Origin of the sequence: Pantoea sp. MHSD4 (assembly GCF_021043305.1) — a bacterium.
In the GTDB taxonomy this organism is placed as follows: Bacteria; Pseudomonadota; Gammaproteobacteria; order Enterobacterales; family Enterobacteriaceae; genus Pantoea; species Pantoea eucalypti.
This window is the reverse complement of record NZ_JAJNDH010000001.1, coordinates 263,238-278,543: the sequence shown is the minus strand read 5'-3', so window position 1 is coordinate 278,543 and position 15,306 is coordinate 263,238. Positions and strand designations below refer to the sequence as shown.

The 15,306-nt window shown below is 56.7% G+C and carries 14 protein-coding genes; 3 read left to right on the top strand and 11 right to left on the bottom strand.

Annotated elements, in window-relative coordinates; genetic code table 11:
- Window positions 1–36 precede the first annotated feature (36 nt).
- Entirely contained in the window at window positions 37–1,257 is a 1,221-nt protein-coding gene (gene fabB, locus LQK91_RS01365; RefSeq protein ID WP_003854282.1) for a beta-ketoacyl-ACP synthase I, read from the bottom strand.
- Between the two features lie 154 nt (window positions 1,258–1,411).
- Between fabB and mnmC the strand changes: the two genes are divergently transcribed.
- A complete protein-coding gene (gene mnmC / locus LQK91_RS01360) occupies window positions 1,412–3,418 on the top strand; it encodes a bifunctional tRNA (5-methylaminomethyl-2-thiouridine)(34)-methyltransferase MnmD/FAD-dependent 5-carboxymethylaminomethyl-2-thiouridine(34) oxidoreductase MnmC (protein ID WP_105098948.1) in 2,007 nt (668 codons plus the stop codon).
- Window positions 3,419–3,454: 36 nt separating this feature from the next.
- Here mnmC and LQK91_RS01355 read toward each other — a convergent pair whose 3' ends face one another.
- From LQK91_RS01355 to prmB, 6 genes are read right to left on the bottom strand one after another with little or no spacing between them, the layout of a single operon-like run.
- A complete protein-coding gene (locus LQK91_RS01355) occupies window positions 3,455–3,739 on the bottom strand; it encodes a YfcL family protein (protein ID WP_003854283.1) in 285 nt (94 codons plus the stop codon).
- A 32-nt stretch (window positions 3,740–3,771) separates the two neighbouring features.
- Window positions 3,772–4,317, bottom strand: a complete 546-nt coding sequence (locus LQK91_RS01350; protein WP_003854284.1) for an elongation factor P hydroxylase — start codon at window positions 4,315–4,317, stop codon at window positions 3,772–3,774.
- Window positions 4,318–4,336: 19 nt separating this feature from the next.
- Window positions 4,337–5,140 carry a sulfite exporter TauE/SafE family protein gene (locus LQK91_RS01345; RefSeq protein WP_003854285.1) on the bottom strand — a complete coding sequence of 268 codons (804 nt, stop codon included), beginning with the start codon at window positions 5,138–5,140 and terminating at the stop codon, window positions 4,337–4,339.
- An 8-nt stretch (window positions 5,141–5,148) separates the two neighbouring features.
- Window positions 5,149–5,973, bottom strand: coding sequence for a penicillin-insensitive murein endopeptidase (mepA, locus tag LQK91_RS01340; RefSeq protein ID WP_105098947.1), 825 nt, complete (start codon window positions 5,971–5,973; stop codon window positions 5,149–5,151).
- 4 nt (window positions 5,974–5,977) lie between these two features.
- Entirely contained in the window at window positions 5,978–7,063 is a 1,086-nt protein-coding gene (aroC, locus tag LQK91_RS01335; RefSeq protein ID WP_078804626.1) for a chorismate synthase, read from the bottom strand.
- A gap of 45 nt (window positions 7,064–7,108) precedes the next feature.
- Window positions 7,109–8,041 carry a 50S ribosomal protein L3 N(5)-glutamine methyltransferase gene (prmB, locus tag LQK91_RS01330; protein ID WP_008926490.1) on the bottom strand — a complete coding sequence of 311 codons (933 nt, stop codon included), beginning with the start codon at window positions 8,039–8,041 and terminating at the stop codon, window positions 7,109–7,111.
- A gap of 159 nt (window positions 8,042–8,200) precedes the next feature.
- Here prmB and smrB point away from each other — a divergent pair, with 159 nt between their 5' ends.
- Window positions 8,201–8,749: an endonuclease SmrB gene (smrB, locus tag LQK91_RS01325; protein ID WP_031590577.1), complete on the top strand. Its 549-nt coding sequence runs from the start codon at window positions 8,201–8,203 to the stop codon at window positions 8,747–8,749.
- A gap of 29 nt (window positions 8,750–8,778) precedes the next feature.
- On the opposite strand, the gene sixA is transcribed toward smrB, so the two are convergent.
- The 4 genes from sixA to LQK91_RS01305 form a co-directional block, all read right to left on the bottom strand.
- Window positions 8,779–9,261, bottom strand: coding sequence for a phosphohistidine phosphatase SixA (sixA, locus tag LQK91_RS01320; protein ID WP_033763107.1), 483 nt, complete (start codon window positions 9,259–9,261; stop codon window positions 8,779–8,781).
- 224 nt (window positions 9,262–9,485) lie between these two features.
- Complete coding sequence (gene fadJ, locus LQK91_RS01315) at window positions 9,486–11,582, bottom strand: fatty acid oxidation complex subunit alpha FadJ (RefSeq protein WP_105098946.1); 2,097 nt, start codon at window positions 11,580–11,582, stop codon at window positions 9,486–9,488.
- Entirely contained in the window at window positions 11,582–12,892 is a 1,311-nt protein-coding gene (gene fadI, locus LQK91_RS01310; protein ID WP_105098945.1) for an acetyl-CoA C-acyltransferase FadI, read from the bottom strand. Before fadI ends, fadJ begins: the two co-directional genes overlap by 1 nt.
- 158 nt (window positions 12,893–13,050) lie before the next feature.
- Entirely contained in the window at window positions 13,051–13,347 is a 297-nt protein-coding gene (locus LQK91_RS01305) for a YfcZ/YiiS family protein (RefSeq protein ID WP_003854289.1), read from the bottom strand.
- Between the two features lie 358 nt (window positions 13,348–13,705).
- Here LQK91_RS01305 and fadL point away from each other — a divergent pair, with 358 nt between their 5' ends.
- Window positions 13,706–14,989, top strand: a complete 1,284-nt coding sequence (gene fadL / locus LQK91_RS01300) for a long-chain fatty acid transporter FadL (RefSeq protein ID WP_008926495.1) — start codon at window positions 13,706–13,708, stop codon at window positions 14,987–14,989.
- Window positions 14,990–15,306 lie beyond the last annotated feature (317 nt).

The window sequence follows — 15,306 nt, the reverse complement described above, 5'->3', positions numbered from 1 at the left end:
AAAAAGGGCCGGCAAGCCGGCCCTTCAGAGTACTGATTACGCCTGATATTTACGCATGGTCAATGTGGCGTTGGTGCCGCCAAAACCAAAGCTGTTAGACATCACGGTGGTCAGCTCTTTTTCCACTGGCTCAGTCACAATGTTCATGCCGGTTGCTGCCGCGTCCAGCGAGGTGATGTTGATGCTTGGCGCGATAAAACCATGCTCCAGCATCAGCAGCGAGTAGATCGCTTCCTGCACGCCAGCGGCACCCAGTGAGTGGCCGGTCATTGCTTTGGTCGCAGAGATGTATGGCGTGTTATCGCCAAACACTTCACGAATCGCACCCAGCTCTTTCACATCACCTACCGGGGTAGAGGTTCCGTGGCTGTTCAGATAGTCGATGGGTGTATCGACACCGTGCATCGCCATCTTCATGCAGCGTACTGCGCCTTCGCCGGATGGCGCAACCATGTCTGCACCGTCTGACGTCGCACCGTAACCGACGATTTCGGCATAGATGTGCGCACCACGAGCCAGCGCATGCTCCAGCTCTTCAACAACGACCATGCCGCCGCCACCCGCAATAACAAAACCGTCGCGCTCGTTGTCATAGGTACGTGACGCTTTTTCCGGGGTGTCGTTGTAACGGGTAGAGAGCGCGCCCATCGCGTCGAATTCACAGGCCATTTCCCAGCACAGCTCTTCGCCGCCGCCAGCAAAAACGATATCCTGCTTGCCGAGCTGAATCTGCTCAACAGCATTACCGATACAGTGCGCCGAGGTGGCACAGGCGGAGCTGATTGAGTAGTTTACGCCATGAATCTTGAACGGCGTGGCGAGGCAGGCAGAGACGCCAGAAGCCATCGCTTTGGTGACCACGTAAGGGCCAACCGCTTTCAGGCCACGTGGGCTGCGCATCGCATCAGCACCAAATACCTGGAAACGTGGAGAACCGCCGCCTGAGCCTGCAATCAGACCCACACGTGGGTTGCTCTGATACATTTCAGTGGTGAGGCCGGAATCTTTAATCGCTTCTTCCATGGAAAGATAAGCATAGATTGACGCATCACTCATAAAACGCACAACTTTGCGATCGATGAGGCCGGTGGTATCCAGTTTAACGTTACCCCAGACGTGACTACGCATGCCGGAATCTTTCATCTCTTCAGAAAAGGTGATGCCAGAGCGTCCTTCACGCAGAGATGACAGCACCTCCTGCTGGTTATTACCAATACTGGAAACGATCCCTAAGCCAGTAATCACAGCACGTTTCATTCAATCTTCCTCATCCACTTCTTCTTAATTGGCATGCACTCTAGCGTACACTTGTACGCCGAACAAGTCCGATCAGCTATTTCCTTTTGTAAATTTGCGTCATGTCACGTGGGTCGCTAAAATCGCGCCACTGCCTGAAAAATGAGTCTTTACCGTGAAATTAACCCCGGTCGAACATGCGCAGCTAAACTGGAATGAACAGGGTACACCTGTTTCCCGAGCGTTTGGCGACGTCTATTTCTCTAATGACAATGGTCTGGAAGAGACACGCTATGTCTTCCTTGGCGGCAACGGTTTTCCCCAGCGTTTTGCTGAGCATCCACGGGATCTGCTGATCGTGGCGGAAAGCGGTTTTGGCACCGGCCTCAATTTTCTGACGTTGTGGCAGGCGTTCGATGCGTTTCAGCGTGACCAGCCTGATGCCACTTTAAAACGTCTGCATTTCATCAGCTTTGAGAAATTTCCGTTAACCCGTGATGACCTGGCTGTGGCGCAGCAGCACTGGCCTGAACTGGCCCCGTGGGCGGCGGCGCTGCAGGCGCAATGGCCCGCCGCCCTGCCCGGCTGCCAGCGACTGCTGTTTGACGGCGGACGCATCACGCTCGACCTGTGGCTGGGCGATATTAACCAGCTGATGGGAGAGCTGGATGAGAGCCTGAATCGTCAGGTGGATGCCTGGTTCCTGGATGGTTTCGCGCCGTCGAAGAACCCGGATATGTGGACGCCAGCACTGTTCAGCATGATGGCAAAACTGGCGCGTCCGCAGGGGACATTCGCGACCTTTACCGCCGCAGGCATTGTCCGGCGCGGTCTGCAGGAGGCCGGCTTTGACGTCATCCGCCGCAAAGGATTTGGTCCCAAGCGCGAAATGCTATGCGGGCCGTTACAGGACGCGCCTGCGCTGCCTGCCGGGCAGCCCTGGTATCATCGTCAATCAGCGGCGCAACGTGATGTTGCGCTCATTGGCGGCGGCGTTGCCAGTGCCACGCTGGCGCTGGCGCTGCTGCGTCGCGGCTGGCGGGTGACGCTTTACTGCGCCGATGAGGCGCCGGCGCTGGGCGCGTCCGGCAATCGTCAGGGAGCACTCTATCCGCTGCTCAACCAGCACGACCCGGCGCTTGCCACCTTTTTCCCGGCAGCATTCAGTTTTGCCCGGCGGCTCTACGATCAGTTAACTGTCGCCTATGAACATCACTGGAGCGGTGTGCTGCAACTGGGCTGGGATGAGAAAAGCTGTAAGAAGATCGATCAGATGCTGGCGATGGGCCTGCCTGAATCCATTGCCCGTGGCGTTAATGTGGATGAGGCAGAGACGCTGGCGAATGTCGACCATGGCTGTGGCGGTATTTTCTACCCGCGGGGCGGCTGGCTTTCACCGGCTGAGCTGACCAGCGCGATGCTGGCGCATGGCGAAACCCAGGGATTACGCATTCACTGGCTGCATCGCGTCAGCGAACTTTCACGCGAGGACGATCACTGGACGCTGACGTTCAGCGATCGTCCGGCGGTCCGTCATGCCACGGTGGTGCTGGCAAACGGTCATGCGATAGCCGACTTTGCGCAGAGCGCCCCGCTGCCAGCCTATCCGGTGGCCGGTCAGGTAAGCCATGTTCCCTCCACGCCGGGGCTTAATGCACTCCACACCGTGCTCTGTTACGACGGCTATCTGACGCCCGTCAGCCCACAGTTTGGTACTCACTGCATCGGTGCCAGCTATCACCGTGGCGAAACCGCCACAGATTACCGGGAAGAGGATCAGCAGGAGAACCGCAGCCGCCTGTTGCATTGCCTGCCTGACAGCCGCTGGGCAACAAACGTGGATGTCAGTGGCGGTGAAGCAAGAATGGGCGTGCGTTGTGCCACGCGGGACCACCTGCCGATGGTGGGCGGCGTACCGGATTATGATGCGACGCTTAAGCAGTATGCTGATTTACCGACCCAGCTTGCAGCAGGTCATGACATCGCTGACGCACCTGAGTTTACGGGCTTATACCTGTTTGGGGCGCTGGGGTCGCGCGGCCTGTGCAGTGCACCGCTGGCAGCCGAAGTGCTGGCAGCCCAGCTGACCGGCGAGCCACAGCCGCTGGATGCCAGTACGCTGGCAGCCCTCAATCCTAATCGTTACTGGGTAAGGAAATTACTGAAGGGAAAAGCGGTTTAACTGGCGATGATAAGGGCGGCATGCCGCCCTGCACTGTCAGGCGGAGAGCTGACGAGCCTGGACAAACAGGTTGTCCCACATCCCCACCACTAATGCCTGATCGCGCGGCGAGAGTTCACCCGCCGCAATGGCATTTTGCAGGCTGCGGGAGACCTGAATCTGCAGCGCTTCTGGCGTATGTTCGCCCAGTTGCTCCACCTCGGCCACGGCCAGTGTCAGATGCCCGCGCAGATAACCGCTGGCGAACAGCTCATCGTCACTGGCATGCTCGACCATGTCGTCAATCAGGGCCAGAATACGCGCTTCAAATTCTGCGATCATCTCAATTCCTCTATTTATAATGCCTTTCTGCATCACAGATCGTCCGGCCAGGGAAACTGCGACGCTGTTAATGACGGCCTGCCATAAAATTCCGCCAGGGCGGTAATAAAACGCGCGGGACGGTCGGGAATGCCCGACGTCAGATAGCTCATGACCTGAGCATGGACTTTACGCTGAAACGCAATGCGATCCGGCTCACAATCTCCGTCGAGATTGTCACAACTCACGTTGAAGGGAAAGCCTGCCGCCGTACAAAACATCCACTCCAGCGCCTGCGGCTTCACTTCCACGGCTTCAAACTGACTCTGGGTCAGCGCGTCGCGGCCATCCGGGCAGTACCAGTAGCCAAAATCGACCAGTTTGCGGCGGGCTTCACCGGCGATGCACCAGTGTGAGATCTCGTGAAGAGCGCTGGCGTAGAAGCCGTGGGCAAAGACCACGCGGTTCCACGGCGACTCTGCATCCGCAGGAAGATAGATCGGTTCATCGTCGCCTTTAATTAGACGGGTCTGAAATTCATCGCTGAAACAGCGATCAAACAGCGTGATCAGCTGTTCATAATGATGAGTCGGGTTCATGACGGTATCACGTAAAAAGTTACGAATGCAGCGTGGCCAGCCAGGCCAGAACGTCGCTGCCGTGGCTGTCCCACAGTAATTTAATGCTCATGACGGCAGAGACAATGACCACCATCGGGCGGATCAGTTTCTGTCCGCGGCTCAGCACCAGCCGCGCGCCCAGACGCGCGCCGCAGAACGCGCCGAGCATCATAACCAGGCCGGTTCCCCACACCACTTTGCCACCGAACATAAAGAACAGCAGGCTGCCCAGGTTTGAAGTGAAGTTAAGGACCTTGGCGTGTGCGGTCGCTTTGGCCAGGTTGTAGCCGCAGAGCGTGACGAAAGCCAGTGCATAAAAGGAGCCTGCGCCCGGTCCGAAAAATCCGTCGTAGAATCCCACGGCTCCGCCGCCCACCAGCGCATAAGCCAGGCCATGCAGGCGGCGCGCCTGATCCACTTCCCCCAGGCGCGGCATCAGCAGGAACCACAGGCCGATGGCGATTAAAAACAGCGGCAGCATCTGACGCAGAAAATCCGCCTGCAGACGCTGAATCAGTATCGCACCCAGCACGGACCCCATCAGCGTCATGGCGATATTCAGCCACTGCTCATTCAGCTTCACTGCACCGCGCCGGACAAAGTAGAGGCTGGCGGAAAACGATCCGCCGACCGATTGCAGTTTATTGGTCGCCAGCGCCTGGGCAGGAGAGAGGCCCGCCGCCAGCAACGAAGGTACCGTAAGTAATCCCCCGCCACCCGCGATTGAATCAATAAAACCGGCCAGCATGGCGATTAAAAACAGCAGCCCGACCAGCAGCGGGCTGACCACAAACCAATCCATGGAATCCCTTACAGTAAATGTTTATCCAGCAGGGCCTGACAGGCAGGCGGCAGCGGCGGTGGCTCACGTTTCACCGGTGCACCAGAACCCGGTTGCTTAGGCAGGAACCAGCTCTGCAGTTCTGCGCCACAGCCATCGCCTGGCGGCGGTGCAGGCTGATCTTCACAGCCAATACTGCCTGCCGGGCAGCGCAGCCGCACATGCATATGGGCACGATGAGCAAACCACGGACGCACTTTACGCAGCCAGTCACGATCGTTACCGGCATCAGCACAAAGCTGCTTTTTAATCGCCGGATTGACGAAGATGCGTGTGACATCATCATCTTTGGCCGCCAGTTTAATCAGGCTGTCGATTTCCGGCTGCCAGTGGCGCGCAATGACATTTTTATCGCCTGGCCCAACCAGATCCAGCGGCTGCGGCTTCAGCAGTTGCTGCGCGCTCCAGCGGCTTTTTGGTAGCTGCAGCCAGATATCTACATCCAGTCCGGTCTGATGACTGGCGTGACCGCTGCTGAAGCGCCCGCCTGCTGCCATGCCCATGTCGCCAATCAGCACGTTACCCAGTTGCAGGTTATGCACCTGGGTGCTGAGCCGCTGAATAAACTGTATCAGATCGGGATGACCAAAATAACGCCGCTGATCCTGCCGCATCACCTGATAGTTGAGTGAATTCAGCGGCAGCGACTGCGCACCAACAATACAGCCATTGGCAAAGCCGCCAATAGATTGCGGTGCGCCGCTGATTGGATGCTGAATATTTTGCCACGGCGTCGCCGCCAGGCTTGAGGCGCTGATCAGCAGCGCACTCAGGGTAAGCAGGAGCGCTTTCATGCCATCACCAGCGCGGCACGGAGCTGTTAACATCACCGTTCTGCGCCCGCTGGCGCAGCAGATGATCCATCAGCACGATCGCCATCATCGCTTCCGCGATCGGCACGGCACGGATCCCCACGCAGGGATCGTGACGACCTTTGGTGATCATCTCCACTTCTTCGCCATCACGGGTAATGGTTTTACCCGGCACGGTGATGCTGGAAGTCGGTTTCATCGCCACATTGGCGCTGATGATCTGACCGCTGCTGATGCCGCCCAGAATGCCGCCCGCGTGATTGCTCTGGAAACCATCGTGACGGATCTCGTCGCGATGCTGACTGCCGCGCTGGTTTACCACCGCAAAGCCGTCGCCAATTTCGACGCCTTTGACGGCATTGATACTCATCAGCGCGTGCGCCAGATCGGCGTCCAGTCGGTCGAAGACCGGCTCGCCCAGGCCTGGTGGCACGTTCTCAGCCATGACAGTGACTTTGGCGCCAATGGAGTCGCCCTCTTTTTTCAGGCCGCGCATCAGTTCGTCCAGCGCTTCCAGCTTGTCAGCATCCGGGCAGAAGAACGGGTTCTCTTCTACGATGCTCCAGTCTTTCAGCTCGCAGGCGATATCACCAATCTGTGACAGATAGCCGCGCACCACCACACCGTGTTTCATCTGCAGGTATTTCTTGGCGATGGCACCCGCCGCCACACGCATCGCGGTTTCGCGCGCCGACGAGCGGCCGCCGCCACGGTAGTCGCGCTGACCATATTTCTGCTCGTAGGTGTAATCCGCATGGCCCGGACGGAACAGATCTTTGATCGCGCCGTAATCCTGCGAGCGCTGATCGGTGTTCTCAATCAGCAGGCCAATTGAGGTGCCGGTCGTCACGCCTTCAAACACACCGGACAAAATTTTCACCTGATCCGGCTCGCGGCGCTGCGTGGTATAGCGCGATGTGCCAGGACGACGGCGATCGAGATCGTGCTGAATATCGGCTTCGGTCAGCGGGATGCCTGGCGGCACGCCGTCAACAATGCAGCCCAGCGCAAGACCGTGGGACTCGCCGAAGGTGGTTACTCGAAAAAATTGCCCGATGCTGTTTCCGGCCATGCTGTTTCCTTCTCAGGGTTTGGCGGGCGATACTTCGCCCCACTTTTAGTCTTTATAAAAAGAGAAATGGTGTTGTGCGTCGACAATCTGCTGGCGCGTCAGCGTAAAGACGCCGTCACCGCCGTTGTCGAATTCCAGCCAGGTAAAAGGCACATCGGGATACTGCTCGATCATGTGCACCATGCTGTTGCCCACTTCGCAGACCAGAACGCCCTGCTCGCTGAGATAGTCAGGTGCACACGCCAGAATACGGCGCACCAGCTTCAGGCCATCGCTGCCTGCCGCCAGACCCAGCTCAGGTTCGTGGCGATATTCGTTTGGCAGATCATCCATGTCTTCCGCATCCACATACGGCGGATTCGTGACGATCAGATCGTATTTTAGCTGTGGCAGCTCGCGGAACAGGTCAGCACGAATTGGCGTCACCTGATGAATCAGCCCATGCTCTTCAATGTTCTGCTCGGCGACGGCCAGCGCACCGGTGGAGATATCCACGGCGTCCACTTCCGCTTCCGGGAAGGCATAGGCGCAGGCAATCGCGATGCAGCCGCTGCCAGTACACATATCCAGAATATGACGCGGCGGCGTGCTGACCAGACCGGCAAAGCGGTTCTCAATCAGTTCGCCAATGGGTGAGCGGGGAACCAGCACGCGCTCATCCACAAAGAATTCGTGACCGCAGAACCAGGCTTTATTGGTCAGATAGGCGACCGGAATGCGCTCGTTGACGCGACGGATAACGCGCTCAACGATCAGCAGACGTTCGCTGGCGGTCAGACGCGCGTTACGCATATCTTCCGGAATATCCAGCGGCAGCCAGAGTGACGGCAGGACCAGTTGAACGGCTTCGTCCCAGGGATTGTCTGTACCATGTCCGTACCAGATTCCGGCAGCGGAAAAGCGGCTGACCGCCCAGCGCAGCATGTCCTGAATGGTGTGCAGTTCGTTCACTGCCTCATCGACGAAAATTTTGTCCACGTAGCCCTCCGCAGGCCTTTTGCTAAATCGGCCAGTAGTGTGCCATGAAGCCGGGGAGAATTCAGCGCAGCGAGGTGAAAAAGCTGACATTTAATGACACTTAACGGTAAGGTAGCGGCTCTGCTGTGTGACAGCCTTTTCTGATATGACTGACCTGCCATGAGTAAAAAAACACCACTAAGCCCGGATGATCAAGCGCTGTTTCGCCAGTTAATGACCGGAACACGTCAGTTAAAACAGGACACCTTTGTCCACAAAGCGCCGGTGAAAACCCGCCAGATTCCGGTGAAACGTCTGCTTTCAGAGCAGGCGGACAACAGTCACTACTTTTCGGATGAGTTTCAGCCGCTGCTTTCTACGGAAGGGGCAACCCGTTACGTTCGCGCCGATGTCAGTCACTTTGAGCTGAAAAAATTGCGTCGCGGCGACTATACGCCGGAGATTTTCCTGGATCTGCACGGATTAACGCAGCAGCAGGCTAAGCAGGAGCTGGGGGCACTCATCGCCGCCTGCCGCCGTGAACATCTGTTCTGCGCCAGCGTCATGACCGGTCATGGGAAGCATATTCTGAAGCAGCAGACGCCGCTGTGGCTGGCCCAGCATCCGTGGGTGATGGCTTTTCATCAGGCCCCGAAGATGTTTGGCGGTGACGCCGCGCTGCTGGTTTTGATTGAGATTGAGGAGTGGCAACCGCCTGAGTTGCCATGAAGGGGGCCGACGGGATCGGCCCAGAGACGTCAGATCGCTTTCGCCAGTTTTTTGGGACTGACCTGCCACAGCAATTTACCTGCGCTTGCCGCGGGATCGAACTCCACGCAGGCAATGGCGGAAGTGGCAAACATGGGCGGTGCTTCCTGTGGGCACAGTTCAGAGACTAAATACCCTACCAACGGTAAATGTGAGATCACCAGCGCCGATTTCACGCCTTCATTCGCCAGCGCCTGCAGATAGCACCCTACCATCTCAGGATCGCCACCCGGCGTTAACTCCGGCAGAACGTCCTGGCCTTCCGGCAGGGGAAAGGCTTCACGCACCGTCGCGAGCGTTTGCTGCGCGCGTAAATAGGGACTCACCATTACTCGCTCAATGTCCGGCGTCTGGCTGTTAAGCCAGTTGGCCATTTGACGTGATTCGTTGCAGCCACATAAGGTCAATGGCCTGACTGAATCACTGGCTGCTTCCAGAGCCGCATCGCCGTGACGCATGATAAAAACTTGCATAAAGCACCGCTGTTGTTTGTCGACATCGCCCGACGCGTAGCGCCTGACTCTTCACTCTGCGAATGAACGCTGTGTTTTACCCTAATGGCTTCAGTATAGTCAACCGGTTGTTTATTAAATAAGCACTTCTCAGAATCATGCTGCGCCGCACACTCTGGCGGCGTTTTTCTAAGCCGCTGAATCGGATTGGTTATTCCATTTTCAGCAGAAATGTAAAATTTCGTCTATTTTTTAGCCGCCTCAATCAACGCGTCACAGGGTGTAAAACGTTCCCCATGTTGCTGCGTAAGCCGGGTTAATCTGTTGACCATTTCCGCCGCGCCCAGTTTGTCCATGTAGTGGAACGGACCACCCAAAAATGGCGGAAAGCCGATGCCAAACACGGCACCGATATCGCCATCGCGCGCGCAGCGGATCACCTGCTCGTCAAGACAGCGGGCCGCCTCATTGAGCATCATCATGACACAGCGTTCAGCAATCTGTGCCTCACTCTGCCTGGCTTTCGGTGTGACCTTCAGCAAAGTATAAAGTGAGGCGTCAGGTTTTTTACGCTGCCAGCGCGCCTGGTCATAGCGATAAAAGCCTTTGCTGTTTTTACGTCCCTTGCGGCCATCTTTCAACACCGCATCAAACGCGGCCGGCGCGGCAAAGCGTTCGCCATAGGCCTGATGCAGGATGGGACTGATTTTACTGCCGACGTCGATACCCACCTCATCCAGCAGCTGAATCGGGCCGACCGGAAAACCAAACTTCACCAGCGCCCGATCAATATGGTCGATGGGTTCGCCCTCCAGCAGGCAGCGCATCGCTTCATTTATATAAGGCGTCAGGATGCGGTTAACATAGAAACCCGGCTTGTCCGCCACCACAATCGGGGTTTTGCCCTGGCTGCGTGCCAGTGCCACAATCGTCACCAGCGTTGCGGTTGAGGTGTTCAGATGGGGAATCACTTCCACCAGCGGCATTTTTTCGACCGGACTGAAATAGTGCAGCCCGATGACGTTTTCCGGACGCTGCGCTTTGGCGGCGATCTCTTCGATCGGCAACGAAGAGGTGTTTGAGGCAAACAGCGTGTGCGGCTGGCAGTGTGCTTCCACTTCGCTCACCATCTGCTGCTTCAGCGCTAAATCTTCGAATACGGCTTCGATCACCACATCACGCTGTGAAAAGCCCTGATAATCGGTGCCGCCCGTGATACGAGCCATCTGCTGTTGACGCTGTGCCGGCGTCAGCTGGCGTCGTTTAACCTTTTTACTCAGCAGCTCCCAGCTGGTTTTCAGCGCATGGTTTACCCCTTCCAGGCTGATATCTTTGATGCGCACCGGCAAGCCCGCGTTGATGGCGGTGACGCTGGCGATGCCGCCGCCCATCAGGCCACCGCCGAGAATAGCGACGCTTTTCACCCTGGCAGGCTCCGCGTCTCCGCCCCGCTCTTTCTTCATGACCGTGGTCGCGAAGAAGATGCCGCGCAGCGCAACGGATTCTGGCGTCATCGCCAGTTCACCAAAGGCACGCGCTTCAGCATCATGTCCTGCCCGGCTGCCCTGTTCCAGCCCGATGCGCACCACCTCAATAATGCGGTTTGCCGCCGGATAATTGCCCTGGGTTTTGGCGGCTATCTGACGGCTCGCCAGCGCAAACAGTGCCTGACGGCCAATCGGACCGTGCAGCAGACGGTCGCGCAGCGGCAGCGTTCGTCCGCTGACCTTGCCCTTTTTCACCCGGGCGATGGCGGTCTCCAGCAGAATCGCCTGCGGCACCGCATCATCAACCACACCCAGCTTACGTGCCTGTTTAGCCCGCAGCGTTTTGCCGGTCAGAATCAGCGGCAGCGCCTGCTGCACGCCGATTAAGCGTGGCAGCCGCTGAGTGCCACCAGAGCCTGGCAGCAAGCCGAGCTGTACTTCCGGTAATCCGAGGCGGGTTTTATCATCCAGCGAGCAGATACGTGCATCGCAGGCCAGCGCCAGCTCCAGTCCGCCGCCGAGGCAGGCACCGTGGATGGCTGCAACCACCGGGAACGGCAGCGCGTCGAGCGCAGCCATCACTTCCTGGCCCTGTTTTGCCAGCGCTTCAGCTTCCTGCGCGCTCTTGCAGCGGTCGATCATGCTGATGTCCGCACCCGCAATGAAGTTATCCGGCTTGCCGGAAATCAGCACCAGGCCAGCCAGCTTTGGATCGCGCCGCGCCTCCGCAATAATCGCGATGATCTGACCGGCAAATTCCGCTTTCAGGGTGTTCATTTTCTCATCAGGGACATCAATCGTGATGATGCCGACGTGATCCAGTCGCATCTTCAGATGAAACGCATTCTGCTCCATTATTCGGCCTCCAGAACCATTGCCGCACCTAGACCACCTGCTGCACAGGCAGTGACCAGTCCTAACCCGCCACCCCGGCGGCGTAATTCGTTCAGCGTCTGGGTAATCATGCGCGCGCCCGTGGCGGCGAAAGGATGACCATAGGCGATTGAACCGCCCAGCACGTTAAAGCGCTCTTCATTCACTTCGCCCAGCGCATGCGGACGATTCAGTACCTCACGGGCAAAGCGCTCATCGCGAAACATCTGCAGGTTGCTCAGCGTCTGGGCGGCAAACGCTTCATGCATATCGATCAGCGTCAGATCGGCCAGGGTCACGCCAGCGCGATCCAGGGCCAGTGGTGAAGCGTACGCCGGACCCAGCAGCATATCCTGCTGCACCCCGATAGCGGAAAAAGCGTAGCTGCGCAGATAACCCAGCGGTCTGATACCTAGCTCGCGGGCGCGGCCCTCGCGCATCAGAATCACCGCGGCCGCGCCGTCGGTGAGTGGCGTACTGTTCGCCGCAGTAACACTACCGTGCTGGCGATCAAATGCCGGACGCAGTCGGGCGTAATCCTCCGCTTTGGCATTCATACGGACGTTATTGTCCTGATCGATAGCGGTTTTCCACGGCGGCACAAAAGCGGCCATCACTTCCTGATTCAGTACCCCGGATTGCCAGGCTCGGGCGGCATGCTGATGGGATCGCAATGCCAGCGCATCCTGTGCTTCACGGGTAATGCCGTGACTCTTCGCCATCTGTTCGGCTGTGTCGCCCATGCGCAGGCCAGTGGAATACTCCGCCACTGCGGGTGGCACCGGCAGCAGATCGCGTGGGCGCAGACGTCGCAGGATCTGCAGTTTCTGCCCGACGCTGCGGGCTTTATTGAGATCCACCAGCGCACGCGCCAGCGTTTTACTGACACCGATTGGCAGCACTGAAGAGGAGTCAGCCCCACCCGCGATGCCCGCAGAGATGGTGCCCGCCATCAGACTTTCTGCCACATTCGCTACCGCCTGAAAACTGCTGGCGCAGGCACGGCTGACACTGTAAGCGTCGGTATGTACATTCAGCCCGCTGCTTAAAACAATTTCCCGCGCAATGTTCGGCGCTTCCGGCATCTGCACGACCTGCCCAAAGACCAGTTGCTCTATCACTTCAGCGGGAAGTTCACTGCGCGCCATTAATTCGCTGACCACCATACGTCCCAGTTCAATGGCGGGAATGCCATGAAAGCCGGTCGCCTGGCGCAGGAAAGGGGTGCGTAACCCATGGGTTATTGCGATGCGTTCACCATCACGCGTCAGCAGCGGCTGCGCTTTGCTCATTATTCTCACCTGTGGCTGGGACTGTGGCATCATTGCCTGAAGAGGTCTGACCTGATCAGTGTTAACCACAAGCGGGTGAGCCGCCAATATCGGAAAGGAAAAAGTGCGAAGGGAAACACGAAAATGAAAAACGCCGCATGTACGCGGCGCTTAGAGATTTAACGCAAACCGAGCTGAAAAATCAGGGTTTCAGCCTGGCAGCTGAAGGTGAAATCGACATCGAGCTGTACGCCCTGATTTACTTCGCTGAAGCGCGATTCAATCACACAGGGTTCTGATTCAACCTCACGCGCGCGCTGGGTAAGTTGCGCTAATTTCGCTTCCGCATCGGCACGCTGAGCAAACCATTCTGACCAGCTTGCAGTGCAATCGGTGTTATCCATCACTGTGCCCACATCAACACAGCAACAGGCTGCGGTTTCGGTCGCACTGCATTTTTTAATGGCATCAGTCATTTCATTCTCCTGACCAGCATTCTGGCGGTTTGCGCGATTTTATGACCGAAATTTTACCTGCTTGCCCAAAAATGCGCCACGCGTATGGCCCTAAGTGACGAATATCACAATAAAAATTGATCCAGAACAAACTGGAATCGGTATGCTGTGCAGAATTAGGGCTGTTTTGTTAAGCAGATCGAATTTTAAGCGATCAATTCTGAAATATTTGAAAAACAATATTGCAACATGCACACAGGTCGGACCTATACTCTCCGCACTGGTCTGATATGTGCGCTTTACATCAGTCCCTACAATCCGCCGTCCTTTGTTACGCGACGTTATAGCGTTAAATAATAATTCACATGAGGTTGTGGTCATGAACCATAAAAACCTGTTTGCAAAGTCAGCCGTGGCGGCTGCAGTGGCGCTTGTCTCTTCACACGTTTACGCAGCTGGATTTCAGTTAAATGAATTCTCTACGATTGGTTTAGGTCGCGCATATTCAGGCGAAGGGGCAATGGGCGATACGGCGGCGTCAGCCAGCCGTAACCCGGCGACGATGGCATTAATGGATCGTCCTGAATTTTCACTCGGTGCGGTTTATATTGCGCCAGATGTCAACATCAGTGGTCGCAGTCCCAGCGGACGCAGCCTGGATGCCAATAATATTGCCCCGAATCAGTGGATCCCCAATATTCATTACGTTCAGCCTATTAACGATCAGTGGTGGATTGGCGCATCTGCAACGTCAAATTATGGCTTAGCCACAGAGTTTAATAATGGCTACACCGCAGGCGGTTACGGGGGTAAAACCGACCTGATGACCGGCAATTTCAATCTCAGCACCGCCTATCGTCTGAATGATCATTTTAGTGTGGGTGTGGGTTTTGATGCGGTTTACGCCAAAGCCAAAATTGAACGCTATGCAGGTGAATCAGGCGCGAGGCTGGGTATTCCGGCTGATACCCAGGTGGCCCATCTGAAAGGCGATAAGTGGGGCTACGGCTGGAATGCCGGTGTCCTGTATGAAGTGGATGAAAATAACCGCTTCGGCTTTACCTACCGTTCAGAAGTTAAAATTGATTTCGATGGCGATTATAAGAGCAACCTCTCATCACGGCTGAATGCGTTTAATGATCCGACCGTGACCGGTGTTCCTGATGGCACCAACGGCACGACCGTTCCGGGGGCATTAACTCTGAATCTGCCGGAGATGTGGGAAGTGTCGGGCTGGCATAAAGTGGCACCGCAGTGGGCGGTTCACTACAGCCTGGCGTACACCAGCTGGAGTCAGTTCCAGGAGCTGAAAGCGACCGGTTCAAACGGCCAGACGCTGTTCTATAAAGATGAAAGCTTCCACGATGCGTACCGCATTGCGCTGGGCACGACCTATTCCTACGACAAGAACTGGACTTTCCGTACCGGTATTGCGTTTGATGACAGCCCGGTGCCAGCAGATAAGCGTTCTATCTCTATTCCGGACCAGGATCGTTTGTGGCTAAGTGCCGGTACCTCTTATGCCTTTAACGATAATGCCTCTGTTGATTTAGGCATCTCTTATATGCACGGACAGAAAGTGACGGTGAAAGAAGGTCCTTATACCTTTACCTCTGAAGGTAAGGCCTGGCTTTACGGCGCGAACTTTAACTACAAGTTCTGATGAAATAGCACGATCAAAAAGGGCGACTCTGGTGAGTCGCCCTTTTTTGTGGCGGCGGGTCGCTGGCTGGCTCAGGGAGCATGCGCCCTTTGCAAAGACGCAAAACCCGCCATACCTGACTGCTCAGCGTGGGCGATTACGCACCTCATCCCTGAGATGCGCCCGCTGCCGGGCCAACGCTTTGCGTTGTTTAAAAACGCTCCCGGCGTTTTTATCCATGGCCCGCGATGCTTTGTTCCGGGCGTATGCTCCCATCACTTCAGCTGCTGTGCGCTCTGCAGAAAAACACAGCGACACGCAGGCAGGGGATCCTGCAT

Bases quoted from the DNA above. Each gene is read 5' to 3' on its own strand.
- LQK91_RS01355 (WP_003854283.1), bottom strand. From the start codon at position 3,739: ATGATCGCAGAATTTGAAGCGCGTATTCTGGCCCTGATTGACGACATG.
- LQK91_RS01345 (WP_003854285.1), bottom strand. From the start codon at position 5,140: ATGGATTGGTTTGTGGTCAGCCCGCTGCTGGTCGGGCTGCTGTTTTTA.
- fadJ (WP_105098946.1), bottom strand. From the start codon at position 11,582: ATGGAGCAGAATGCGTTTCATCTGAAGATGCGACTGGATCACGTCGGC.
- smrB (WP_031590577.1), top strand. From the start codon at position 8,201: ATGAGTAAAAAAACACCACTAAGCCCGGATGATCAAGCGCTGTTTCGC.
- sixA (WP_033763107.1), bottom strand. From the start codon at position 9,261: ATGCAAGTTTTTATCATGCGTCACGGCGATGCGGCTCTGGAAGCAGCC.
- mepA (WP_105098947.1), bottom strand. From the start codon at position 5,973: ATGAAAGCGCTCCTGCTTACCCTGAGTGCGCTGCTGATCAGCGCCTCA.
- fabB (WP_003854282.1), bottom strand. From the start codon at position 1,257: ATGAAACGTGCTGTGATTACTGGCTTAGGGATCGTTTCCAGTATTGGT.
- LQK91_RS01350 (WP_003854284.1), bottom strand. From the start codon at position 4,317: ATGAACCCGACTCATCATTATGAACAGCTGATCACGCTGTTTGATCGC.
- LQK91_RS01305 (WP_003854289.1), bottom strand. From the start codon at position 13,347: ATGACTGATGCCATTAAAAAATGCAGTGCGACCGAAACCGCAGCCTGT.
- aroC (WP_078804626.1), bottom strand. From the start codon at position 7,063: ATGGCCGGAAACAGCATCGGGCAATTTTTTCGAGTAACCACCTTCGGC.
- fadL (WP_008926495.1), top strand. From the start codon at position 13,706: ATGAACCATAAAAACCTGTTTGCAAAGTCAGCCGTGGCGGCTGCAGTG.
- fadI (WP_105098945.1), bottom strand. From the start codon at position 12,892: ATGAGCAAAGCGCAGCCGCTGCTGACGCGTGATGGTGAACGCATCGCA.